This window comes from Pseudomonas sp. W4I3 (genome assembly GCF_030816195.1).
Lineage (GTDB): Bacteria > Pseudomonadota > Gammaproteobacteria > Pseudomonadales > Pseudomonadaceae > Aquipseudomonas.
Genome location: NZ_JAUSXS010000001.1, coordinates 2,744,361 through 2,767,964, shown reverse-complemented (window position 1 = coordinate 2,767,964; position 23,604 = coordinate 2,744,361). Strand labels below are relative to the sequence as shown.

Genomic DNA, 23,604 nt, shown 5'->3' with positions numbered 1-23,604 from the left:
TGCTCAATGACGCAGAGGATGGCCGGTAGATTCAAGCTGACCGCTGGGTAGTTGCCAAGGGACATGTTGGTTTGCCAGCCAGCCCAGTAAAAACGGAACACCCATCGTTTTTGCCAGCAGCCGTCACCAATCAGGACAAGCCGTGAAATCGCCGATGGTGTAGTTTTTATCGGCAGGTCGGGCGCGCCGAATTGCCATATTTGAGAGAGGCATGGTGAGCTCTCTGTTAGAGAGTCAGCTGCCGATGCTTTCTGGCGACCTGGGAGAATCCAGCAACAACGCAGATTAGAGTCTGTCCGTTAGACAGTACCTAAAACGATACTTAAACGTACCAGATCACCCTGGACTCCAGTGATTTTCCGCAGAAACGAAAAAAGACGCCTAAGCGTCTATTTCGATGATCTCCAGAATCCAGTGGATGTTTGCAGATCTATATTTGGAGCGGGAAACGAGACTCGAACTCGCGACCCCGACCTTGGCAAGGTCGTGCTCTACCAACTGAGCTATTCCCGCTTGGTGATGCGCATTCTATAGAATCCTTGGCACCCGTCAACCCCTTGATTCAAAAAAGTTTTATTTCTTTTCCACCGTGGTGCGCAAGTGGGGCCAGGCGGCGCGCAGGTATTGCAGCATGGACCATAGCGTCAGGCCCGCGGCGATGAGCAGTAAAGCGTAGCCGGTGAGCACCCAGAACGAGAAGTCCGAGGGGTTGGCCAGCAGGATGACCAGCGCGAGCATTTGCGCGGCGGTTTTCCATTTGCCCATGTTCGACACGGCGACGTGGGCGCGGGCGCCGATTTCGGCCATCCATTCGCGCAAAGCCGAGACGACGATCTCGCGACCGATGATCACGGCGGCCGGCAAAGTCAGCCACAGGTTGCCGTGTTCCTGCACCAACAGCACCAGGGCCACGGCGACCATGAGTTTGTCGGCCACCGGGTCGAGGAACGCGCCGAACGGAGTGCTTTGCTCCAGGCGTCGCGCCAGGTAGCCGTCGAGCCAGTCGGTGGCGGCGGCGAAGGCGAATACTGAACTGGACGCGGCATAGCTCCATTCATACGGCAAATAGAACAGCAGGATAAAAATCGGGATAAGCAGGACGCGTAGAACGGTGATCAGATTAGGGATATTCATCGGCACAACTGGCTACGAGGTGAGAAGGCATTCTATTCGCTGTGCAGATTGGCATAAATCAATTCAGCGAGCTTTTTACTGATACCGGGTGCTTTGGCTATTTCGTCAATGCTGGCACGGGAGAGCTCCTGCAAGCCACCAAAATGTTTAAGCAAGTCGCGACGCCGCGTCGGGCCGACCCCTGCCACCCCTTCCAGGGTTGAGGTTCGACGGGTTTTGCCACGTCGTGCACGGTGGCCGGTAATGGCGAAGCGGTGGGCTTCGTCGCGAATCTGCTGGATCAGGTGCAGTGCCGGCGAGTCGCCCTTCAAGGTGAACTCGTGGGCAGCATCATTCAAGTACAACGTCTCGAACCCGGCCTTCCGCGTGGCGCCCTTGGCCACGCCAAGCAGGATCAGGTCGGGCACGGCCAGTTCGTTGAGCACGTCGCGGGCCATGGACAACTGACCCTTGCCACCGTCCACCAACAGAATATCGGGCAGCTTGCCCTCCCCGTCCTTCAATTTGCTGAAACGCCGCGTGAGGGCCTGGTGCATGGCGGCGTAGTCATCGCCGGCAGTCACGCCTTCAATGTTATAACGCCGGTAGTCGGCCTTGATCGGGCCTTCAGGGCCGAACACCACGCAGGAGGCCACGGTGGCTTCGCCGCTGGAGTGGCTGATGTCGTAGCATTCCAGGCGCTGGGGCGGCTCGTCCAGGTTGAGGACCTCGGCCAGGGCTTCAAAGCGCGCGGCAACGTGCTGTCGATTGGCCAGCCGCGCGCCCAGGGCCTGTTCGGCGTTGGTCACGGCCAGTTGTTGCCAGCGGGCGCGGGTACCGCGGACGCGGTGGCTGATGTCCAGCTCACGGCCGCGCAGTTCGTGGATGGCCTCGATCAGGGTCGGGAAGTCCTCGTGGACCACGTTGACGATAAGCTCCGACGGCAGGTCGCGCTCAGGGCTGCTCACATAATATTGGCCGAGGAACGCGGCCATCACTTCAGAGACGTCCTCATCGATACCGGTCTGCGGGAAGAAGTTCTTGCTGCCCAGCACCCGCCCGCCACGCACGCTGATCAGGTGCACACAGGCGCCACCCGGGTTGACGAATGCCGCGATGACATCGACGTCGCCGGTGCCGCCTTCCATGCTTTGCTGGTCCTGGACGCGGCGCAGCAGCGATATCTGGTCGCGCAGTTCGGCAGCCTTCTCGAAATCCAGGGTACTGGCCGCCTGCTCCATGGCCCCGGACAGTTCATCGGTCAGCGCGTTGCTGCGCCCCTCAAGGAACATCACCGAGTGGCGCACATCCTCGGCGTACTCTGCCGGCTCGACCAGGCCCACGCACGGGGCCTTGCAGCGCTTGATCTGGTACTGCAGGCACGGCCGCGTACGGTTCCTGTAGAAGCTGTCTTCACACTGACGCACAAAGAACGTCTTCTGCAGCAGGCTCAAGCTCTCACGAATGGCGCCAGCGCTGGGGTAAGGCCCGAAATACTTGCCCTTTTGCTTCTTCGCGCCACGGTGAATGCTCAGCCGCGGGAAGTCGCCGTCCGATAAAAATACGTAAGGGTAGGATTTATCGTCACGCAGCAGGATGTTATAGGGGGGCCGCCATTCCTTGATCAGCGTTTGCTCAAGCAGCAGCGCTTCCGTTTCATTGGCGGTAATGGTGGTTTCGACCTGGGCGATACGCGCGACCAAGGCGGCGGTTTTCGGCGCGAGACCACTCTTGCGAAAATAGCTCGCCAGACGGTTTTTCAGGTTCTTGGCCTTGCCCACGTAAAGCAGGCGCGCCTCGCTGTCGAACATGCGGTATACGCCGGGGCGGCCGCTGCAGGTCGAGAGAAAGGCACTTGGATCGAACGGTGTGGTCATGTCAGGCGCTGGCGTCCACCATGCCGTGGCGCACCGCGAGCAGGGTCAATTCAACATCACTGCTGATGGCGAGCTTCTCGAAGATGCGATAGCGGTAGGTGTTGACGGTCTTGGGTGACAGGCACAGCTTGTCGGAGATCGACTGCACCTTCTGGCACCCCACGATCATCAAGGCAATCTGGATTTCCCGCTCCGACAGCGCGTCAAACGGCGAGTCGCTGGTGGGCTGGAAGGATTTGATGGCCAACTGCTGGGCAATCTGCGGGCTGATATAGCGCTGGCCGGCAAATACCAGGCGAATGGCTTGCACCATTTCCGCCAGGCCGGCGCCTTTGGTGAGGTAACCCGCGGCGCCCGCCTGCAGCAGACGGGTAGGAAAGGGATCTTCCTCGCACACCGTCACCACCACAACCTTGATATCCGGATGGCTGCGCAATAATTTGGTCGTGGCGCCCAGGCCACCGATCCCCGGCATCTTGACGTCCATCAACACCACATCGGGCTTCAACTCCCGGGCCTTGATCAGCGACTCCTCCCCAGACTCGGCCTGGCCGACTACTTGCAGGCCGTCGATGTCAGCCAGCATTCGTGTAATGCCTGTACGAACGAGATCATGGTCATCGACTACTAGCACCCTAATCAAGCAGACACCTCGCGATATGGTCTTATAGGTTGCCGGACACCTTAGCAAAAAACCTCGGTGCAGACCTAGCCGCAAGCGTCATATATGTGGAGTTTGAGCGCTCGGCACGCGGCCATCAGACGTCGGACGGCCGGATTTGCTGGGCAGAAGGTCAGGAATCCTGCGACTGCGGTTTGGTTTTTCCGTTGTGAGAAAGGGAATGCTCGGCCAATGTCGAGGTCAGGCGGCGGATTGCGTCCTGGTCCTCCTTGAGCATCGCCCGGTAGTCAACCAGCACTTTCTCTTCAAGCTGGCTCAGATTCTCCAGTTGAATCGGCGTGGCAGTCCCGGTCAATACGTACAGAATGTCCACGCCTCTCTCGGCCACGCGAGACAGGTAGTCGGCCTTGGGTGCCCGCCCGCCGCTTTCATATTTGCCTTGTGCGTTTGCTTCAACGCCTCCGATTTCACCAAAAACTTTTTGCGACAGGCCAAGTCGCTCTCTTTCTTGCCTTAAACGCGAACCGATTCCACTCATTTGGATGTATGATCCTATTTGGCACACCCCAAGAGGTGACACACTCATCTCTTCGTTAAACGAAATTGAACGGTTTTGAACTATGCCCGGAATCCGTACTGCCGCACAAGCCAAGGCCTGGCTGGAACACCAAGGAAAGTCCGTTCAAGCGTTCGCCCGTGAACATGGCGTCGATCCGGCAACCACCTATCAAGTGCTCGCTGGGCGCAAAAAGGGACGGCGTGGGGAGGCCCATAAGGTAGCGGTCCTTCTGGGCATGAAAGAGGGGATCATCCTTGCGGAGGCGGATGGCCAGAGCAACGATCAGGAAGTCGGCTCCTGAGCCAGTATGCGCTAATTAGGACCCCGTGCATGTTTTAGCTTGAGCCGCGGCAGACGCGCTCCATCCGCCAGAACCCGTCCTCTTCTCCGACAACGCTGAACCCGCTGCGCTGATAAAGGCTTTTGGCCGGGTTAGCCTTGAACACTGTCAAACGCAACAGGCCCTGAGCTTGCGCCTTGAGTGCCATCTGCTCCAGCACCCAACTGCCCGCGCCGAGCCCGCGGAAGGCCTCGAGCATGTGCAGCTCGCGGATGTAGAGCGCGTGACTGTCACGACTCAGGCTGATAAAGCCGGCCACTTCGTCGTCATGGCAAATGAGCCAGTTTTCCCGACTCGCCCAGGCCATATCGAAACCGTCGTTGGACCACAGCAAGCGGTTTTGCACGTAATAGCGGTCCATCGCCCGGTGGGTCAGGGTTCGTGCAAATGGCAGGTCCTGGTCCGTCGCAGCGCGTAGGTGAAAGGTCATTTACACAGTCACCACGTGCCCAACCCAGCGCTCGCCATCGCGACGGGCAATCGCCAGCGCTTCGCCGACGCCGGGTACCGCCACAAGCAAACGGCCATCGTCGGCCCATATCGCGCTGCGGCCAGCACAGACCCAGCCACCCGAAGGGCCACCGTGGTTCGCCATCAATACCAGAAGCTGATGCTCGACCGCGTACTGCTGGAGCAACGCGCTGTCCGTTGCGTAGCCACTCTCGCTGATCAATACCCCGGCGGCGTAGATATTGGCGCCTGCCAGCGCAGCTTGACGCGGATGGCTGGCATGGGAAAAGTCAGCGCAGACGGCCAGCGCAATACGATCACTCCCTAATTCAAGCACTGCACCGCCCTGCCCCGCTGCAAACGCAACTTCTTCGCCCGGATGCAGATGCTGCTTGGTGTAGACCGCCAATGAGCCGTCAGCCCCGAGCACCAAGGCGCCAATCATTACGTCCGCCTTTGGCGCCAAGCGCACAGGCATACCCACCACCGCCGTCAACCGCAGCTTGCGCGCCATCTCACGTAACGGGGTCAGCACTGGCGATTCAGGGGCAATGGCCAAGTCGGCTGCCAGCGCAGGCTCATAGCCGGTCAGTGACAGCTCTGGAAACACCAGCAATTGCACGCCCTGTGCGGCCGCAGCCTGCATGAACACCCGATGCCGCGCGATATTGGCCGGTACATCGCCTGCAATGGAAAGGCTTTGCGCCGCAGCAAGGGTCAAGGCAGTCATGGTCGCGTCCTGGCAATCTTTGTGGCTGGAGGGGTCAGCATATCCATACTCACCCCATAGCCGTAAGTCCCTCGGCGCAATAGAAATTACTGATTGAATCTACCCGCGCAGCTCTAGTAAGCTCCCCCCATCATTTGGAGCCATACCATGTTGCAACTCACCTACACTCAGGTCTGCCTCGCTGCCCGCGCTTCGCGCTCGGTGTCGGCTACCCGTGTGAACGGTTCGAGCGCACTGGTCAGCTTTTATTTTGGGTATTGGTTTAGCCACTGGCGCGCCTGATACCTGAAATCGGCGCCCACTACTCAAGGGGTCGCCTGCCAGAGAAATCTAACCCCCGGTCGGCTCCCCGACCGGGGGTTTTGTTTTTTCAGGCCCTGACAATTTTGTTCGATCAAGCACTTAAAGGAATCACGACATGAACTACGCCACCTATTACCGCTACGACACGTGCGCTGCATGGCGATTTAGCCAGCCCCGTTCGGGACAGCCTGCCGCCTCCGATCGGTCACCTCTTGGTGGCAAGCCAACGCTGGCCAATACGGCCAATTGTCGAACACCCCAGTAGGCCAGGCGCGGGAATCGCCCGCCGCTTGCCCAGGAAACCTTGAATATGAACGCCTCTATCGCCGCTTTGCCCGTCTCTACGCTCGACAGTGCCAATGAAGCCTTGACCCAGCGCCTGCCAAGCGCCCTGGAGCTCAAGCATCAACTGCCCCTCAGCCCGTTCCTCAATGAACAGGTGCACGCCCACCGCCAAGCCGTACGCGCCATTCTCAATGGCCAGGATTCACGCTTGCTGGTGATTGTCGGCCCATGCTCGATACACGATCCGCAATCGGCCATGGAATACGCGCGCAATCTGAAGAAGCTCGCGCTTGAAGTCAGCGACCAGATGCTGCTGGTCGTCCGCGCCTACGTCGAAAAGCCCCGTACCACCATTGGCTGGAAAGGCCTGGCTTACGATCCGCACCTTGATGGCAGCGATGACATGGCCGCGGGCTTGACCCTGTCGCGGGAACTGATGCGCGAAATGCTGCGCCTGGGCTTGCCGGTCGCCACCGAGCTGTTGCAACCCATGGCCGCCGGCTACTTCGATGACCTGCTCAGTTGGGTTGCGATTGGCGCACGCACCACCGAATCGCAGATCCACCGCGAAATGGCCAGCGGCCTGGGCATGCCCGTAGGCTTCAAAAACGGTACCGACGGCGGCGTCGCGATTGCTTGTGACGCAATGCGCTCGGCCTCGCACCCGCACCGCCACTTCGGCGTCGACAGCCAGGGGCATCCGGCGATCATCCAGACGCCTGGCAACCCCGACACTCACCTGGTGCTGCGCGGTGGTCACCGTGGGCCAAACTACGATGCGCAAAGTGTGTCCCAAGTGAAGCAAGACCTGGCCAAGTCCAAGGTAGCGGCACGCATCATGGTCGATTGCAGCCACGCCAACAGTGGTAAAGACCCACTGCGCCAGCCGGCGGTATTCAGCGAGGTGCTGGAGCAACGCTTGCAGGGCGATACGTCGTTGATCGGCATGATGCTCGAAAGCCACCTGTTCGAGGGTTGCCAACCTCTGAGCCCGTCAATGAAGTACGGCGTGTCGGTGACCGACGGTTGCCTGGGTTGGGCGGGCACCGAGCAGTTGCTGCGCAGTGCCGCCGAGCGCCTTCGTGGACACAGCAACAGGGCGCCAGCGCTGGCCTAGACTCCGGCCACCGGCTGGCGGGACAACGCCCTCAGCCACGGCAGCACCCGCAAGCCGGTCCTGGCCTTGGGTGGGTCGATGATGTCCATGAAGTGTTCGAGGTTGACGTTGTCTGGCACGCCGGGCAGGCGTACCGCTACCGCCGGCATTGCACCGGCGGGGTTACCCAGGTCAAGGTTGTCGTAGACCAGTACATGGCGAACCTGAGGATGGGGCCCACTCGCATGGGCCGCCAGCCCCGCATTGATGATCAGCACATCGAAGGGTCTGGCCGGAATGTCGGTGAGGATCTGGACTTCTTCGAAGGTTTGCACCGGCACAATCCGGTAATACCCCAACTGGTTGAGCATTTTTTCGATGTACAGCCGTTGCAAGTGCAGATCATCGGCAATCAGGATGGTCAGTGCTTTGTTCGGCATGGCAAACCCCTGGGCAGGCAGCGCTCGTCAGTGAGCGTCGCCCATTCTCCAGACAAATCTCGACGACAAAATCAGGCATGTTCCCCTGTCATGTAGGACTTCTCCCAAAAGCCCTGAATGGCATTCATCGGGATGCCGTCTGATTGCAATGCGTACTCAACCCCTCATGCAGAGCGATGATTGCTTCCCCCACACCGTCGATCGCCGTCTCCAGCGCGGTGCGGTCCTGTCTCTCACAGACAGCCTCGAGGGCTTCACAGCGAGCGATCAACACCTGCGCCTTGACCATTCGCGCACCGCCCTTGGCGCGATGTGCAAGGTCGTGCAGCCTGGCGAAGTCAGCTTTGTGCTGCAGCGCCGGCAACAGCGCCCGGTCCTCCTCCAGGCTGTCGAGCAGCGGTACCAACAGTTCGGTAAGCGCGTGATGATCCTCACCGACCAATACGATCAGGGTGCTCAAATCAAACGTCGTTGCTTCAACGCTGAGCACGCAGGTGGAGCGCGATGCCAGCGCCACGCGCAAATCGTCAAGCCCGGTGGGTTTGAACAGGCATCCATCCATACCGGCTTGCCGGCAGCGCTCGGCCTCTTCGGGCTGGGCATTGGCGGTAAACCCCAGCAGCAGGCAAGGCGCCAGGCCGCGTTCATGCTCCAATGCACGGATGTCCTGTGCCAACTGGTAACCATTTTTGAACGGCATGTTGCAGTCGGTAATGACGCCGTCGAACTGCCCGGCCCGCCACAGCTCGAGCCCTTGAACCCCATCCTCAGCCGTGGTGATACGGTGGCCCAGGAAGCTCAACTGCCTGGCCAGCAGCAACCGGTTGGCCGGGTAGTCGTCCACCACCAGGATACTCAGGGCGTGGGCGGCAGATACCGCAGCATTCGCCGACGCGCCCTCCTGCGGCAGTAAATCCGTCATAGTCAGGGCCAACGTGACGTCTACTCGCGTGCCCTGCCCCAGCACACTGCTCAAGTGCAACCGGCCGCCCATCATTTCGCACAAGTTGCGGCTGATCACCAATCCCAGGCCTGAGCCACTGCGCGCAGACTGCTCGCCATTGCTGCCCTGGATGAAGGGGCTGAACAGGCGCAGCTGGTCTTGGGCGCTGATGCCAATTCCGGTGTCCTGCACCCATAATTTCAGCCCAAGGTGATCCCCTTCGCAGGCCGCATGAGCGCCGAGCTCGACCCGGCCCTTGTGGGTGAACTTAATGGCATTGCTCAGCAGATTCGACACCACCTGCTTGAAACGCAGTGGATCAACCAGCACCATGCGGTCGACCAAAGGATCCAGTTCCACCTGCAGCACCAACCCCTTGGCCCGCGCCAGTCCTTCGAACACGCGTGCCACCGACGTCAGTAGCTCGTGCGGATTGGCGGGTTCCAAGGTCAACGATAAATGCCCGGATTCGATCCGCGCGATGTCGAGAATATCGCCGATCAACTCAAGCATGCCGCGCGAGGCCTCCGAAGCCACCTCCAGGGCATCCCGGTCGGCCACGCCCTGCTCGGCATTCCTCAGGGCCAGCTCGATCATGCCGATCACCGCGTTCATCGGCGTGCGGATTTCGTGGCTCATGGTCGCCAGAAACGTAGTCTTGGCCCGGTTGGCGGCGTCGGCCTCGTCCTTGGCTTCCTGCAACTGACCCAACAGCTGTTGGCGCTCGCTTACGTCAACCCAGCCGGCAATCATGCCCACCACTTTCTCATCACCATCGCGGTACGGCAGCATCCACTGGTAGATAGTCAGGGCCTCCCCAGTGGGCAACTTGAGTATACGGTCGTGAATCTGCGGCTCGCCGTCTGCCATCAAGCGCAGATAGTCCTGATGAAACGACTGAGCCTGGGGCAAGTTGTCGGCGTCGGCTTGCACCACGGTTTTGCCAATCACGTCTTCGAGCTTATAGCCAAAGACGTCCAGATAAGCGTTGTTGCAGGCCATCAATCGGCCCTGCCGGTCACGCACATAAATGGGGTGAGGCGTGCCGTCGATCAACACGCTCATAAAGCGCATCTGGTCGCTCAAGGCGCGTTCGGCCTGGACGCGCTTGCGGATCAGGCTACGCAAATAGATAGCCCAACTCAGCGTGACGATCAGCAACAGCGCGGCCAGCCCGAACCCCTGAATGATCACATTGCGGTGCCGCAGCCAGTAACTGTCTTCGATAATCACCTCGCTGCGCCATTGGGCAATCATCTCGTCCATTTCCTGCGGAGTGATGCTTAGCAGCGCCTTGTCGAGGATCGAATAAAGCTCCAATTGACTGCGATTGACCCCGAACGTGATGCGCGCGGGATCGGAGCCGACCGTGCTAGTGATGCGCAACCGGTCGCGGTAATACCGGGCGATCATATAGCGCGCACTGATCAGCGAATTGACTGCCCCCTCCGCCTCGCCCCTGGCCACCATCGCCATCGCCTGTTCCGCGCTCTCTACATCGATGAACAAGATGCCCGGAAAGTCCCGCGCGATCTTGTCGCGCAGCCCGTTGCCGCCGATCATCGCCAGGCGTTTACCCACCATATCCTCCAGCGTGATCGGGCTGTGTTCGTCCCCTCGGGTTATCAGCACCAAGGCGTTGGTCAGGTAAGGCCGGGTAAACCGCACCTTCTCGGCGCGTTCGGCACTGGGTGTCACGACCGCCAGCATATCCGCCGCGCCGACGCTGACCTGTTCGATCTGGCGCGGTATCGAGCTGCCCCGCACCACGTCGAACTTCAAGCCGGTGCGCAGGCTGATACGTGACAGCACCTCGGCGCTCAGCCCCTCGAATCGCCCCTGGTCATCAACGACTGACAGCGGCAGGAGGTTGTCCAGTACCGCGACCTTGGCCCGTGGATGCTTGAGGAGCCAGCGTTGTTCACTGGCACTCAGGTGCAACCGACCGGTGCCGACAATGCCAAGGTTGCCGCTGCTCCAGCGGCGCAATATTTCCATCTGCTCACTGGCGGGAATCGCCTCCAGCGCCGCATTGATGATCGGCGGCAGCCGCGTATTCTGCCGGGTGAACGCAAAGGCAAACGGGTTGACTTCAAGGGTAGAAAAATCCGCCATGCGCACGATATTGAGCTGGTTTCGGTTGATCAGGTAATTGGCGCTGATGGCATCGCCCAGATACACATCGGCCCGCCCAAATGCCACCGCGCCGATAGCCTCGAAGGCCGAGGAAAACAGCTCCACCTGGGCACGGGGGTAAAAGGCCCTTACCACTTCAGGTTGCAGATAGTGATAAAGCATTGCCACGCGCTTGCCCGCCAAGTCGGCACTCAGCGCCTGGCTATCGTTGATACGGGTGACCAGGGTGGGTTGGTCATTGGCGTAGGAGCGGGACAAGACCAGTTGCGGATCAGCGGCTTCATAGCCATTGGCCGAACCAAGGAAATCCACGTCGCCTCGCTTGAGGGCTTCGATCACTTCATCGCGGGTTTCGTAACAGCGAACTTCAATGGAGATATTCAGCGCCTGGCTGACCAATGCTGCGAAATCGGCGGTGATGCCTTCAAGCTCATCACGGTTGTTGGTCAGGTCGAAGGGGGCGTAATCGGGCGCGGACACCCCCATCAACAACGTGCGCCGTTCGCGCAACCAGCGCCAGTCGTCCTCGTGCAGCGTGACGATGGGAGGGTCGATACGAGAGTGGCCCAACAGCCGCAACACAGTGGGCTCGTCAAAGGCCATCGCGACCATGGGCAATAGGCTCAACCAGAGGATCGTGGCGAACCGCTTGAACGCGACGGCGGTCATTTCACATCAGATCAGATGATTGCGCTGGGCAAACTTGGACAGGTGCACCACTGAGGACATACGTAACTTCTCCTTGAGGCGTGTCTTGTAGGTGCTGATAGTCTTGTGGCTCAGCAGCATGTCCTCGGCAATTTCCTTGTTGCCCAGCCCCAAGGCCAGCTTCTGCAATACGGTCAGTTCACGGTCTGACAAACACTCGATCATCTGCCGCTCTGTTTCTTGCAGATCGTCACGGCGTACCGAGCTGGTAGGCAGGCTCGGGAAGCAGCTGTAGCCTGACTGGATCGCCCTGATAGCCTTTTGCAGCTCGTCCAGTTCGCCGGTCTTGGCTACAAACCCCATGGCCCCGGCTCGCATGCAACGGGTGGAAAAAAACACTGCCAGGTACGACGTCAGCACCAGGATCCTGCACGGCAGACCCAGGGCCTTGATCCGACTGATAACCTCCAGCCCACCCAGCTTGGGCATCGCCAGGTCAAGGATGATCAGCTCGGGACGTTGCTCCCGCGCCAATTGCATCGCATCCGCTCCATCACCCGCCTGATAAATTTCATCGAAGCCTTCCAACTTCAGCAGATGTTTGACCGTCGCACGTATAAACGGATGGTCATCCACGATTAATGCTTTGCTCATACATACCCCTAGGCGGTCAAAGTACCCTACATATCAAATAGGGACTCGGTACCTGTGAGAAATGACAGTTCCGACAAACGGTACTGCTTATTCTCAACACGGGCCCGGCCCCTTGCATTGAAACATCACGAGCAATGACAGCCAGACCAAACGAGCTGCCAGCCGTAAGTGCGCAACCTTAGCAATGCAATGACGTTTTGATTGAAGGGATAGTCCTGACTGGCTGTAGGATTTTTCCTCGATAAAGCGTAGCCGATGTTGGCTCGACGGGGGTCATGCAGGCGAGTCAGTCGGTGGTACTTGGGCTCCAGAACGCCTGCACCACCAGACTGGAGGTAGATATACGCGTCACCAATGCATCCAGCTCATCACCGTCGACCGACGTGGCGGCCAGGGTGGCCTCGATTTCAACTTCTTCGCTGCCGAACGGCCGTACATCGACGTCACTGGCCGGGTAGTTGCACCGCGCCAGCTCGGCTTCCAGCAGCACCATGACCGCCTGTTGCTGACTGCGCCGCGCGATGACATAGAGGATGTTGGTGACTTCGGCCGATACTACGTCCAACGGCTGGCGGTTGATGTTATTGACGATCGGCCGCAGCAAGGTATTGGCCGCCAATACGAACAGCGTACCCAGCAGCGCCTCAAGGATCAGGTCGGCGCCCGCACAGGCGCCGACCGCGGCCGATGCCCAGAGGGTGGCGGCCGTGTTGAGCCCGCGCACATTGCCTTCTTCGCGCATGATCACCCCCGCGCCCAGAAAGCCGATGCCCGAGACCACATACGCGACCACGCGCACCGCGCCTTCAGCACCGCCGAGGCGATTGGCCATGTCGACAAAGATCGCCGCGCCGACCGCCACCAGCACATTGGTGCGCAAGCCGGCGGTGCGCTGGCGGTACTGGCGTTCGAAGCCGATCAGGCCGCCGAGAATGAACGCCGCGGTCAGGCTGACGACAGTGTCGACCAGCGAGTCGAGGTTGATGTTGTTGATTGCCTGCATAAAAAAACTCCATGAGTGCTGCGGCAACTGGAAATGCCGCGAATCCGTGCGAGCCCATCGCGGGCAAGCTTTAATGCTTTTTTGTAGGAGCGAGCTTGCTCGCGAAGAACTTAGGGCCCACCGTGTTTATCCAGAATGAACGCGTTGCCTGAGGGTTTTTCGCGAGCAAGCTCGCTCCTACAAGAACCACTTTCGCTTGGCTAATTGTCATCAGGGCGAGCCCGGCCCAGGCAGAAAGCGTGTTACTGCCAGCCAAACTTGCGGATGTAATAGCCCTTCACCGCCTGGGTCAGTGCCATGTAGGCCAGCAGAATCACTGGCAGGAACACGAAGTACAGCGACGGCAGGGCCTGTAATTTGAAGTAATGCGCCAGCGGCCCCATCGGCAGGAAGATGCCAACGGCCATGATCACGCCCGTCATCACCATCAACGGCAACGCCGCACGGCTTTGCAGGAACGGGATTTTCGGGGTGCGGATCATGTGCACGATCAACGTCTGGGTGAGCAGCCCCACCACGAACCAGCCTGACTGGAACAGGGTCTGGTGGTCCGGGGTGTTGGCATCGAAGACATACCACATGAGTGCGAACGTGGTGATGTCGAAGATCGAGCTGATCGGCCCGAAGAACAGCATGAAGCGCCCCACATCCCCCGGCTGCCAGCGTTGCGGCTGGGCGAGCATCTCCTCGTCGACATTGTCGAAGGGAATGGCGATCTGCGAGATGTCATACAGCAGGTTCTGCACCAGCAGGTGCATCGGCAGCATGGGCAGAAACGGAATAAACGCACTCGCCACCCAGCACCGAGAACACGTTGCCGAAGTTGGAACTGGCGGTCATCTTGATGTACTTGAGCATGTTGGCAAAGGTGCGCCGGCCTTCCAGCACGCCCTCCTCCAGGATCATCAGGCTCTTTTCCAGCAGGATGATGTCGGCGGCTTCCTTGGCGATGTCCACCGCGCTGTCCACCGAGATACCGATATCGGCCGTACGCAATGCCGGCGCGTCGTTGATGCCGTCGCCCATGAACCCGACCACATGCCCGTTGGCCTTGAGCAGGCGCACAATGCGCTCCTTGTGGCTGGGCGTGAGCTTGGCGAACACGTTGGTGGTTTCCACGGCCAGGGCCAGCTCGGCGTCGGTCATGTCTTCGATAGCGCTGCCCATCAGCAGCCCTTGCTGCTCAAGGCCCACTTCACGGCAGATTTTCGCGGTGACCAGCTCGTTGTCACCCGTCAGCACCTTGACCGCCACGCCATGGGCCTTCAGGGCCTTGAGCGCAGGCGCGGTACTTTCCTTGGGTGGGTCGAGGAACGCCACATAGCCGATCAGGGTCAGGTTGTTTTCATCCGCCAGGCTGTAAGTGTCGCGGCCCGATGCCATCGGTTGCGCGGCCACGGCCACCACGCGCAGGCCTTCTTCGTTGAACGCTGCGGTCACCTGGCGAATGCGCGCCAGCAGATCGTCCGTCAACGCCTCGTTGACCTCGCCGTGGCGTACGGTGCTGCACACCGACAGAATCTCTTCCACCGCGCCCTTGCAGATCAACAGATGTGGTTGGTCCTTTTCGGCGACCACCACCGACATGCGGCGACGATTGAAGTCGAATGGAATCTCATCGACCTTGTGAAACGCGGTACCGACTTTCAAGTCACGGTGTATTTCGACGTGCTCGAGTACCGCCACGTCCAGCAGGTTTTTCAAGCCGGTCTGGTAGTAGCTGTTGAGGTAGGCCATTTCCAGCACATCCTCGGACTCCTGGCCCCACACATCCACATGGCGCGCGAGGAAAATCCGGTCCTGGGTCAGCGTGCCGGTCTTGTCCGTGCACAATACATCCATGGCGCCGAAGTTCTGGATCGCGTCCAGGCGCTTGACGATGACTTTCTTGCGCGACAGGAACACCGCGCCCTTGGCCAACGTCGAGGTGACAATCATCGGCAGCATTTCGGGGGTAAGGCCCACGGCAATCGAAAGCGCGAACAACAGCGCTTCGGTCCAGTCGCCCTTGGTGAACCCATTGATGAACAACACCAGCGGCGCCATCACGAACATGAAGCGGATCAGCAACCAGCTGACCTTGTTGACGCCATTCTGGAACGACGTGGTGGCGCGGTCGGTCGCCGTGACGCGTTGCGCCAACGCACCGAAGTAGGTGCTGTTGCCAGTGGCCAGAATCACCGCGGTGGCGGCGCCCGACACTACGTTGGTGCCCATGAACAGGATGTTTTCCAGGTCCAGCGGGTTGCGCGTATGGGCATCCTGCTGCTGCACGAACTTCTCCACCGGCATCGACTCACCGGTCATTGCCGCCTGGCTGACGAACAAATCCTTGGCGCTGAGTACGCGACAATCGGCGGGAATCATGTCACCGGCCGACAACACGATCAGGTCACCCGGTACCAGTTGTTTGATCGGCAGTTCGAGGCGCTTGGCCGCGTCTCGGCGCAATACTGTGGCCGTGTTGCTGACCATGGCTTTCAAGGCGTCAGCGGCCTTGTTCGACTTGGCCTCCTGCCAGAAACGCAGCAAAGTCGACAGCACCACCATGGAGAAAATCACCGTGGCGGCCTTCATGTCCTCGGTCAGCCAGGAAATCACCGCCAGCAAGGTCAGCAGCAGGTTGAACGGGTTTTTATAGCAGTGCCACAGGTGCACCCACCAAGGCAGTGGCTGCTCATGCTCGACCTCATTGAGCCCGTATTGCCCACGCAATGCGTCGGCCTCCTGAGCGTTCAGGCCCTCGGCGTGGCTGCCCAGCATGCCCAGCAGTTGCACGGCACTGCCGTTGGCCGCGGCCACCAGGGTTTGCGCCAGGCTGGGCGGCACTTCGCGGCTGACACTGGCGTCGGTCACGGTTTCGAGCATCGCCAGGCGCCGAAAATGCCGGGCGATATGCCGGGTCCGCAGGAAACCGGCGAAGAACTCTTTAAGCAGCGTGAAGTTCATGGTGTTACTCCTGCGCGAGGAAAAACCGTCGTGCAGGTACTGCCCGTCCGTGCCGCACCCGTGAAACAGGCGCAACCGAACCTGGCCCGCCCACCGTAAAAGGCAGGCGCGTCCGTAGCCTCCCGAGGCAACTCAGGTGCTGGTCAGCGTCGATGAGAGGGAATCAGACAGGCGCCAGGAATGGCCACTGCCGGGATGCCGTTTCTCGCTTTTTCTGGCGAGACAACGGCATCTGGAAAATGCGCGTTACCTTGCCAAGTATGTGCCGGTGACTAACACCGGCCGACTACTGTCACTCGAACAAGTACCCACTGAGGGTCTCCGCTATTGATGAAAACGCGCGAAGCTTACGCCGCGATTTATGCAGAGTAAACCGTAGGAAAGTTTCCGCATGATGAATAAGAAAGTTCTTCAGGATGGGTTCAGGAATACGCTTACTGGCCCCGTCCTCAACCTATACGTCCAACCTCTTCAATCATCCCGCGTCAGCACTTCCAGCAACTCAATCTCAAAGCGCAGATCGCTGTTGGGCTTGATATGCGCCCCCATCGAGCGCTCGCCGTAGGCCAGATGCGCCGGCACGAACAACGTGCGCACGCCACCGACCTGCATGCCCATCAAACCCTGATCGCAAGTATTTTGCATATAACACTGAGAAAAGACACCACTAGCTGTGGCGGGTTTGAGGAGCACATAGCTGTGCTGGGGAACGCCTATGGGGCGGTATAGCGGGAACTTGCTAAGCTTTCAGCCGATTGCAGGTTAGCCTTACTCGTATTTCTTACCAGTGATGACCAATGCTGATGGCCCCCACTGCTTCAAGAAGGTTTCAGTCTCTGCACTGGTTATGCACCGAGTCTTAACCTCTATCTTCGGGTCTTTCACGTTATTCTTCGTTGCCTCCTGCAAGATTTGCTCTGTGGTCTTCCTTTCAATCGAACTGGCGCCTGTGTAACAGCTAACCAACCCAAAATACTGTGTGTCTATCAATTTTTCTTGCTGACAATGGTTTTCATACCCTGTCGCTGAAACACAAAAACTGTACACAACATAAAAGAATCCCATCTACACCACTCCTTGGTATCCTAGAAAACAGATTCACAGCATCCACATCGTTGCACGTAGTGTGTTAGTGGCTGACCACCTTCAACGGTGATGATGAAAGCGGCCAACCCAAACCTAGACGCACAATCTTTCAGCGTTGAGGCTGTGCTCAGCGCCTTAAAACTATACATCTCATAAACCTTTGAATCATATCCCTTCTGGATGTACACGGTGTGCGCCTGCTGGAGTGTATCCATAACAGCTCCCTCTCCGCATGTAGGCTGTGTATCAGCTCTTCAGTGTGAAAAACGAGCTACGGCGATCGTCTATCACATCCTGCTCCTTCAGGTGCACGGCGCTCTTTATAGTGGCGTCGAATAGCTCCACCGGGTCAAGCTGCTCAGCTTCAGCAAGAGGAACGATAGTGTTGGTGTAAAACTCCTTCAGCACGGTTTGAACTGTGGCTTCCATCTTTGCTTGGTTTGGCGACTGCTTCATAAACACTCCTTCTAAGGTCTGGCACTACGTTGTGTAGCACCTTGCGACCGATGCAAATGTATTACACAACAACACACAAAGTCAACACCTATTACACACATCACACACAAAAAAAATCATAGGCATGAAAAAAGGCCGCACATGGCGGCCCTTGGGCGAGTGGCTGACGTTTGTTAATCAAATTTAGTTAATTTTTCACGTGCTCGTCCAAGGTCACTCACAACACGTTCAAGCTCAGCCTGTAGGTGCTGCTCTTGCTCTTCAAGGTTGGCAATCAGAGTTTCAATGCTTTTCTTGTACGCTGCTTCTACGTCATCCAGCGTGGCAGCAGCAATGAAGTTAGGTGAGTCTGTGTGCATTGCTGCTAGCGCTTGTGTTGTTGCTCCAGAAGCACCAGAACTCTTTGCCTTAGCCGGGTTCAACCACCGCTCAAGCCCGCCATAGGTAATTTCGAGTTCTGTACCTTTGACACGTTCGTGAAAGCTCTTGCGCGTCTCGCCTTTGGCTTCAGCGTCACGCCATGCAGCAATGATCTTTGCCTTTACCTCTGGGGATTTTGCCTGTGCCATTGTGAAAGCTCCTGTGAATTCTGTGTGTGAAGACTGTAACACACAAAATTTCACACACAAATCGAAATCCTTCTCGTCACACTGACATCAACCTTCCAGCGTTGTGGGAGTGATGACCCCTTCATGACGAATGCCCGGTGAGCGCTCAGCACGTTTGAGCACCAATCTAGCCTCTAGGGACGGGTGCTTTCGCTCTATACTTTCTTCATAGATATAATTAGTGTCTTTCCAGAAGAGACAAATCCTATCCACGAAGTCTTCTAGCATTTCCCTAGGGATTTCCAGTGATTGCACTGGGGGGGCTTGGTCAGTCAGCGTGGATCGTAGGAACTCGTTATCAGGTCCGTGGTAATCAGGCCAAAGATCAGGGCGAATACTCCACAGTCTTGCACTTGAGCTTCCATCACCGTGACGACACACATTGCCTACCAGCATAAGAAGATCAAGTGACTTAAATGATGCGAATGAAGGTAGGGTGATACTCCGCAATCTCTCAAACACCGTGTTCAGTTCATCACCCCAATACACAGCCTGAACAGAGTTCGCACCCCGGCGATTGGATACAGGGAAAGGATTGATGCCCAATTCCTGTTGGCAGCCCGATAAGTAGGTGCGTATCTGTTGCTCCCAAAGAGATTGGATAGACAAACAGAACGCCATACGTGTCTTGTAAATCAACTCACGGAGGTCAGAAATGATAAATCCGGAAGCAGGGTCATCTGACTTCTCCCACTCGTCTACCTGAGCATCAAGAGCATCTAACGAAGGGTTTACAACGAGAGTCAAGAACTCTTTGGCGATTGCACCATAGCGATAGTTATAAACATCAGCCATGCAGTTCTTCCATGTGAAAATCTCGGGCATCAGGCCACCCCTGCTTATTTATCTTAATGTTCCAAATAGTACACTCGACCTTGAGCTGTCAGGCGATAACGGATTCCGCCAATGTTGCCAGACATAGAAATTAACTGTCTTTCTGTCAGCACGTCTAAGGCGGCATGGGTCTGTATTTTCCCTAGCTTAACTATAGAGTCAACATTATCCAAATCAGCCCTTAAATCACGCTCAGTCAAAGCAGCAATAGCTTTGAGCACATTCAAACATGTTTCGTTGATTTCGATCTGTTTGTTGTCAGGTTGGATAGCGAGTGCAGCGGCCTCTCTCAATTCTGAGTTCTGTGTCACTAAGTCAGAATTGGCAACCTCCAGCAATTCAACGGATGCCAGCAGCTCTGCATGAGCAATCTTTAACTGGGAATGCTCTTTGTCTAGCCTATTCTTACAAGTCCGAGCGTCTACCAATACATCATTTTGCTCATTAAATTCATCCACAAGGACAGAGTGTGAACGCCACAGATAATAAACCAGAAAACCAAAAACCAAACAGGGCGTTAGAAACGTCGCTAAGATTTCCCAGAAAGCCCAAGGTGTCTGTATCAACATCAGGCTAGATAGCCAACTAAGAGCGCCTGACGACCAAGGTGGCAATTCTCCATGCTCGACAACATAGTTAATCAAGGCAACACCAACAGCACCTACAACAGCTATCGCACAGCCAATGATGGTCGCTCGTAATCCCTTCAATTTAGCTATTCCTATTGAAAACGCCATTCTACCAGAGCATAACGCAACTGGAGCGCAGACCTTTCTCCATACAAAATCCTGCCCCGCCGCCAGACTGGAAATACTCTTCAAGGGGACGAGTTGAAATGTCTTTCCAGAAAATAAGCTGGCGACATTCAGCACGCTACAGGATTCCCTGACGTAGCTTCTCGATTGCACCAGTGATGCTTTCGGCGTTTACATCAATTCGCTCCAATGCGCCTACGACGTTTTGGTGCGTTTCGACGGCGCCACGTGCCTTGATCCACAAGGCCACTTCCTCAAGGCCGGCAGCGATTGCATGTTGGTTGAGAAGAAGCAGTTCCAGTGCGTCGGCCATAGTTTCGTTGGTCGTGGTCATGGAGTCCATCCTTGGTTGGGATTGCGATTGTAGTCGCCCTGAACGAATTTACACGTGATTACCAATTCCCCGCCGTGGAGGACGGCCTGATGCTTTATGCGTTTGGTTTTGTCACTGGAAAAATAATGGGAATGGATGTTTGGGAAATGGTGTTAAAGCCAGAGCTATTAAGCAACACGCCAGCGTCCAAACAGGAATCGTTCCTAATCTCAAAGTAACCCTATGACCTCCTGAGAGCCTGCCCACGCTTAACCTTTCTTGAACTCGACTCCCAGAGCCAGCATCAAGCGACGTACTGTCGTAGGCGACCACAGGCCGCCACGTGAGGTGTGCTTACCCTTGGCATTGAGGCAGTCAGCGAGAGACTGAAGTGTGTTGCATCCTTGGTAGAGACACGCCATGACGTGAGGGGCTATCTCGGTGTGGTGCGGATTGATCTTGACCACGTCACAAGCCTGTTCTGCCCTCTCCTTCTTGGCTGCTCTAGCCACCGAGGCGTTATCTGAACGACGCTTCACCTTTGCCAGAGACAACACACAGCCATCATCAGCACGTTGCTGTAGAGCCTTCAAGGCATCCTTTGTACGCTGGCTAATGAATGCACGCTCCTGTTCAGCCAGCACAGCGAATAGGTGGAGTTGCATGGTGTCAGCGTTGGGCATGGTGGCAACCTTGAAGGCTACCCGCTTCATCAGACCAGCAATGTGCTCAACGTCCCTTGATAACCGGTCGATCTTGGCAACGATGATTGGAAGCCCTGTTGCAATGGCCTTGGAGAACTCTGGGCGTGCTGTAGGGGCTACAGAGCCTGAGATTGCTTCACTGTATATGTGTGTGACGTTCCAACCCTGCTGGCGAGCTGCTGTCTGGATGTAATCAACCTGAGCTTCTAGGCCAAGTCCCGATGCTTCTTGTTTGCCTGTACTCACACGAACGTAACCAACGACATCCATCACACACCGCCTTTGTCATTTTCTGTGTGACTTTATTCTACAGGTGATTGTGACATATTACAATTTCTGTATGGGCGTATAGAGAATGTCAAAACACTTTGCAGGCGTGTGCCAGCTCACACCTAACGGTGTGTGTTAACCGGTTTAGTTTTCGCTTAGGCTCATTCGGGTTTCTAGGGTTCCTGCCTTCGATGCTCTCGCATCAAAAGGATTACCACCTCAAGTGGATTCCATATCAACCAACCAACATATCCAACAATACGAATCAGCGTACCCGCTGGAGCCGGTCTAGGCTCAATGGCTTATCTGCTCATTGGAAATGAAGAGTTGTACTGCTCATGCCTCGGGGCATGGGGGCCACTCTCTGAACGTCCGTTCAGGGGGTTTATCACTACAAATGGACGCAGACGCTCTAGGCTGAAACCCTTACAGGACGTGGCTTGTAGAGGGAAATACTACTTAAAAAAGGTTACAACACTAGAGCAGCCAGAGGCTGTTTCTTGCACCAATGTTGTTGACGCTCTGCACGGTCTATGAAGCTTGGATTGTGTGTGTTCGCACTTGAGTGTGTGCCACGTCCGCCAGCGTGATATCCCTTCTGTCAACTGTTATTCATTACACGGCACAGATGAGAACTTCTATCATCTACAAATTGAAGACATTCGGCAAACCGTTTGAAATCCCTTGATGGGAATAACTCTCACCAAATGAGAAGTGTAAAGATTGCACAGATGCGCACTCAGATGGTTGACAGGTGGGCTTGGATGTGAATTCGTGGTGATTTATTCGTTTATTCTTCACTTTTGTGCAAAAACCTCTTGCATGTGCAAAATGGTTTTGCTTAACAATACACTCATAATGAAACTACCCTCAAGTGTCACCACCACTGGTAGTACGACATCAAGCTAACAAACCTATCAAACACACTCCCATCAGAATATTCACACTAACAAAGTGGTATCCATAGGAAGGAGTACTCAAAAAGATAATAGATAGCAAGCTAACAGCATCGCTACCCTACTCCTGATGGATGATTTAACAGTGGTGTTACTCTCTGAACGGACGTTCAGCAGCTTAGAAACACTGTGTAGTGAGACACAGTGATGAACCAGTCAAACAAGAAACATAACAACCAACTATTAAACGAGCTAACCGCTCTTGTGTTGGTGCAGGAAGCCTTGTCAGAATGACAAAGGGTAAACACGTGTCGGTACGACACAGAGTTACTATCTCTTTAGGTTTCTTGTTTCTACTATTGGTTGTATGTGGGAACCACATCAGGCGAGAACACTTGAAGTGATATACCACTCTGAACTGACGTTCAGGGCTGTACAACAGGTGCTCTCTTGCGGCTCTCGACTGGCCGCCAGTACACTTGGATACAACCAACGGATAAGGATCAAGCAGCGATGGGAAGCCCAACTGAAATAGCCTTTGAGACTGCACGTCAGTTGCTTGACTACGTTTCACCTCTTAACGATGTTTGGAAGCATGGGCAATACGTCTTTAGGGGCCAGCCAAGCGACGAATACAAGCTAACCCCTTCTGTGTGCCGTAATGGCGAAGGTTCATTTGGGTACGGCTCTCCCAGAAGATTGCTCAAAAAATCAAGTGCGGATCAAGTCAGCTTTGAGTTAGACATTCTGAAGAAGTTTTTAGATGGCTGTGATCGGTCGGGATTGATAGTGCCCGGATATACAGAGCAGATCAGGGACAGGTTGTTGACAGCTCAACACTCGTTCATGAGTGGACACAGACCTTGGCCCCAGCCAGAAATGCACCAAATCATGGCGATAGCTCAGCACTATGAAGTGCCAACCCGCCTTCTAGACTGGACTGATCGAAGCTTTGTTGCATGTTACTTTGCAGCAGCATCAGCTAGCTTTGAGATTGACTTTATGGGGATGCCAAAGATTGCTGTGTGGGCGCTGGAAACAACTTCTGCTCCTTTCTGGAAAACGGTGAAGATCATTCGACCACCGGGAGGCACAAGCCAGAATCAAGCGGCTCAATCTGGTTTGTTCACTGCTCACCATGCGAAGGATTACAGCGTAGACGATATATACAAGGCTGAAGCACTTGAGGACGTTCAAGAGATATACGAGATAACGAATGGATATGCTCCACTTATCAAAATGACGCTACCATTAAGTGAAGCACCGGACTTGTTGGAGTTGTGTTCAAAGATGGGGATTGATGGCTCAACACTCTTCCCTGGATTCCACGGTGTGGCAAAGATGGTTAAAGATTGGGGTAATGTCGAGATTGGTGTTAGGCACTCTCGGTCAGCAATGTACGAATACCACGCTGATGGTTATGACCCTGACTTCCACTGATTAAAACAAAAAAGCCCGCACACAACACGACGATCATGGCGGCTTCATACTCTTAAATTTTTACATGCGAGCAATTGAAAAGCCAGCATCCGCC

The 23,604-nt window shown here is 56.3% G+C and carries 20 protein-coding genes, 1 tRNA gene and 2 pseudogenes; 4 read left to right on the top strand and 19 right to left on the bottom strand.

Annotated features, from left to right (window positions below; all coding sequences use genetic code 11):
- Window positions 1-437: 437 nt before the first annotated feature.
- From QF045_RS12815 to QF045_RS12795, 5 genes are all read right to left on the bottom strand, one after another.
- Window positions 438-513 (bottom strand) — tRNA-Gly (locus tag QF045_RS12815).
- Between the two features lie 60 nt (window positions 514-573).
- Window positions 574-1,134, bottom strand: a complete 561-nt coding sequence (gene pgsA / locus QF045_RS12810; RefSeq protein ID WP_003232771.1) for a CDP-diacylglycerol--glycerol-3-phosphate 3-phosphatidyltransferase — start codon at window positions 1,132-1,134, stop codon at window positions 574-576.
- Window positions 1,135-1,166: 32 nt separating this feature from the next.
- Window positions 1,167-2,990 carry an excinuclease ABC subunit UvrC gene (gene uvrC, locus QF045_RS12805; protein WP_306492501.1) on the bottom strand — a complete coding sequence of 608 codons (1,824 nt, stop codon included), beginning with the start codon at window positions 2,988-2,990 and terminating at the stop codon, window positions 1,167-1,169.
- 1 nt (window position 2,991) lies between these two features.
- Window positions 2,992-3,633: a UvrY/SirA/GacA family response regulator transcription factor gene (gene uvrY / locus QF045_RS12800; RefSeq protein ID WP_017530522.1), complete on the bottom strand. Its 642-nt coding sequence runs from the start codon at window positions 3,631-3,633 to the stop codon at window positions 2,992-2,994.
- A 151-nt stretch (window positions 3,634-3,784) separates the two neighbouring features.
- The gene (locus QF045_RS12795; RefSeq protein ID WP_306492500.1) at window positions 3,785-4,150 is read right to left on the bottom strand and encodes a helix-turn-helix domain-containing protein; all 366 of its coding nucleotides are present in this window, start codon (window positions 4,148-4,150) and stop codon (window positions 3,785-3,787) included.
- Between the two features lie 82 nt (window positions 4,151-4,232).
- On the opposite strand from QF045_RS12795, the gene QF045_RS12790 reads away from it, so the two are divergent.
- Window positions 4,233-4,472 (top strand): DNA-binding protein, encoded by a 240-nt coding sequence (locus QF045_RS12790; RefSeq protein ID WP_306492499.1) that lies wholly within the window; start codon window positions 4,233-4,235, stop codon window positions 4,470-4,472.
- A gap of 34 nt (window positions 4,473-4,506) precedes the next feature.
- On the opposite strand, the gene QF045_RS12785 is transcribed toward QF045_RS12790, so the two are convergent.
- Both QF045_RS12785 and QF045_RS12780 read right to left on the bottom strand, forming a co-directional pair.
- Window positions 4,507-4,941, bottom strand: a complete 435-nt coding sequence (locus tag QF045_RS12785) for a GNAT family N-acetyltransferase (protein WP_306492498.1) — start codon at window positions 4,939-4,941, stop codon at window positions 4,507-4,509.
- Window positions 4,942-5,691: a carbon-nitrogen hydrolase family protein gene (locus tag QF045_RS12780; protein ID WP_306492497.1), complete on the bottom strand. Its 750-nt coding sequence runs from the start codon at window positions 5,689-5,691 to the stop codon at window positions 4,942-4,944.
- A 613-nt stretch (window positions 5,692-6,304) separates the two neighbouring features.
- Here QF045_RS12780 and QF045_RS12775 point away from each other — a divergent pair.
- On the top strand, window positions 6,305-7,396 hold the full coding sequence (locus QF045_RS12775; protein ID WP_306492496.1) for a 3-deoxy-7-phosphoheptulonate synthase: 1,092 nt from the start codon (window positions 6,305-6,307) through the stop codon (window positions 7,394-7,396).
- On the opposite strand, the gene QF045_RS12770 is transcribed toward QF045_RS12775, so the two are convergent.
- The 11 genes and pseudogenes from QF045_RS12770 to QF045_RS12720 form a co-directional block, all read right to left on the bottom strand.
- Window positions 7,393-7,815, bottom strand: coding sequence for a chemotaxis protein CheY (locus QF045_RS12770; RefSeq protein ID WP_306492495.1), 423 nt, complete (start codon window positions 7,813-7,815; stop codon window positions 7,393-7,395). The two genes, QF045_RS12775 and QF045_RS12770, sit on opposite strands and share 4 nt — an antisense overlap.
- A 124-nt stretch (window positions 7,816-7,939) precedes the next feature.
- Window positions 7,940-11,563 carry a transporter substrate-binding domain-containing protein gene (locus QF045_RS12765; RefSeq protein WP_306492494.1) on the bottom strand — a complete coding sequence of 1,208 codons (3,624 nt, stop codon included), beginning with the start codon at window positions 11,561-11,563 and terminating at the stop codon, window positions 7,940-7,942.
- Window positions 11,564-11,569: 6 nt separating this feature from the next.
- Window positions 11,570-12,196, bottom strand: coding sequence for a response regulator transcription factor (locus tag QF045_RS12760; RefSeq protein WP_104502444.1), 627 nt, complete (start codon window positions 12,194-12,196; stop codon window positions 11,570-11,572).
- Between the two features lie 286 nt (window positions 12,197-12,482).
- Window positions 12,483-13,199, bottom strand: coding sequence for an MgtC/SapB family protein (locus tag QF045_RS12755; RefSeq protein WP_306492493.1), 717 nt, complete (start codon window positions 13,197-13,199; stop codon window positions 12,483-12,485).
- 242 nt (window positions 13,200-13,441) lie between these two features.
- A pseudogene (gene mgtA, locus QF045_RS12750) lies at window positions 13,442-16,148 on the bottom strand (magnesium-translocating P-type ATPase).
- 471 nt (window positions 16,149-16,619) lie between these two features.
- Window positions 16,620-16,778, bottom strand: a pseudogene (locus QF045_RS12745) (FKBP-type peptidyl-prolyl cis-trans isomerase); the annotation flags it as partial.
- Window positions 16,779-17,480: 702 nt separating this feature from the next.
- Window positions 17,481-17,690: a hypothetical protein gene (locus tag QF045_RS12740; RefSeq protein WP_306492492.1), complete on the bottom strand. Its 210-nt coding sequence runs from the start codon at window positions 17,688-17,690 to the stop codon at window positions 17,481-17,483.
- Between the two features lie 173 nt (window positions 17,691-17,863).
- Window positions 17,864-18,259 carry a hypothetical protein gene (locus tag QF045_RS12735; protein WP_306492491.1) on the bottom strand — a complete coding sequence of 132 codons (396 nt, stop codon included), beginning with the start codon at window positions 18,257-18,259 and terminating at the stop codon, window positions 17,864-17,866.
- Window positions 18,260-18,346: 87 nt separating this feature from the next.
- Entirely contained in the window at window positions 18,347-19,093 is a 747-nt protein-coding gene (locus QF045_RS12730) for a hypothetical protein (protein WP_306492490.1), read from the bottom strand.
- A gap of 53 nt (window positions 19,094-19,146) precedes the next feature.
- Window positions 19,147-20,004: a hypothetical protein gene (locus QF045_RS12725; RefSeq protein WP_306492489.1), complete on the bottom strand. Its 858-nt coding sequence runs from the start codon at window positions 20,002-20,004 to the stop codon at window positions 19,147-19,149.
- A gap of 1 nt (window position 20,005) precedes the next feature.
- A complete protein-coding gene (locus tag QF045_RS12720) occupies window positions 20,006-20,221 on the bottom strand; it encodes a hypothetical protein (RefSeq protein ID WP_306492488.1) in 216 nt (71 codons plus the stop codon).
- An 11-nt stretch (window positions 20,222-20,232) separates the two neighbouring features.
- On the opposite strand from QF045_RS12720, the gene QF045_RS12715 reads away from it, so the two are divergent.
- The gene (locus QF045_RS12715) at window positions 20,233-20,439 is read left to right on the top strand and encodes a hypothetical protein (protein WP_306492487.1); all 207 of its coding nucleotides are present in this window, start codon (window positions 20,233-20,235) and stop codon (window positions 20,437-20,439) included.
- A gap of 30 nt (window positions 20,440-20,469) precedes the next feature.
- On the opposite strand, the gene QF045_RS12710 is transcribed toward QF045_RS12715, so the two are convergent.
- Window positions 20,470-21,174, bottom strand: a complete 705-nt coding sequence (locus QF045_RS12710; protein WP_306492486.1) for a recombinase family protein — start codon at window positions 21,172-21,174, stop codon at window positions 20,470-20,472.
- A 1,409-nt stretch (window positions 21,175-22,583) separates the two neighbouring features.
- Here QF045_RS12710 and QF045_RS12705 point away from each other — a divergent pair.
- The gene (locus QF045_RS12705) at window positions 22,584-23,510 is read left to right on the top strand and encodes an FRG domain-containing protein (RefSeq protein ID WP_306492485.1); all 927 of its coding nucleotides are present in this window, start codon (window positions 22,584-22,586) and stop codon (window positions 23,508-23,510) included.
- The last annotated feature ends 94 nt before the right edge of the window (window positions 23,511-23,604 follow it).

Coding starts and splice junctions, on each gene's coding strand:
- pgsA (WP_003232771.1), bottom strand. CDS start 1,134: ATGAATATCCCTAATCTGATCACCGTTCTACGCGTCCTGCTTATCCCG.
- uvrC (WP_306492501.1), bottom strand. CDS start 2,990: ATGACCACACCGTTCGATCCAAGTGCCTTTCTCTCGACCTGCAGCGGC.
- QF045_RS12795 (WP_306492500.1), bottom strand. CDS start 4,150: ATGAGTGGAATCGGTTCGCGTTTAAGGCAAGAAAGAGAGCGACTTGGC.
- QF045_RS12790 (WP_306492499.1), top strand. CDS start 4,233: ATGCCCGGAATCCGTACTGCCGCACAAGCCAAGGCCTGGCTGGAACAC.
- QF045_RS12785 (WP_306492498.1), bottom strand. CDS start 4,941: ATGACCTTTCACCTACGCGCTGCGACGGACCAGGACCTGCCATTTGCA.
- QF045_RS12780 (WP_306492497.1), bottom strand. CDS start 5,691: ATGACTGCCTTGACCCTTGCTGCGGCGCAAAGCCTTTCCATTGCAGGC.
- QF045_RS12775 (WP_306492496.1), top strand. CDS start 6,305: ATGAACGCCTCTATCGCCGCTTTGCCCGTCTCTACGCTCGACAGTGCC.
- QF045_RS12770 (WP_306492495.1), bottom strand. CDS start 7,815: ATGCCGAACAAAGCACTGACCATCCTGATTGCCGATGATCTGCACTTG.
- QF045_RS12765 (WP_306492494.1), bottom strand. CDS start 11,563: ATGACCGCCGTCGCGTTCAAGCGGTTCGCCACGATCCTCTGGTTGAGC.
- QF045_RS12760 (WP_104502444.1), bottom strand. CDS start 12,196: ATGAGCAAAGCATTAATCGTGGATGACCATCCGTTTATACGTGCGACG.
- QF045_RS12755 (WP_306492493.1), bottom strand. CDS start 13,199: ATGCAGGCAATCAACAACATCAACCTCGACTCGCTGGTCGACACTGTC.
- QF045_RS12740 (WP_306492492.1), bottom strand. CDS start 17,690: ATGAAGCAGTCGCCAAACCAAGCAAAGATGGAAGCCACAGTTCAAACC.
- QF045_RS12735 (WP_306492491.1), bottom strand. CDS start 18,259: ATGGCACAGGCAAAATCCCCAGAGGTAAAGGCAAAGATCATTGCTGCA.
- QF045_RS12730 (WP_306492490.1), bottom strand. CDS start 19,093: ATGGCTGATGTTTATAACTATCGCTATGGTGCAATCGCCAAAGAGTTC.
- QF045_RS12720 (WP_306492488.1), bottom strand. CDS start 20,221: ATGACCACGACCAACGAAACTATGGCCGACGCACTGGAACTGCTTCTT.
- QF045_RS12710 (WP_306492486.1), bottom strand. CDS start 21,174: ATGGATGTCGTTGGTTACGTTCGTGTGAGTACAGGCAAACAAGAAGCA.
- QF045_RS12705 (WP_306492485.1), top strand. CDS start 22,584: ATGGGAAGCCCAACTGAAATAGCCTTTGAGACTGCACGTCAGTTGCTT.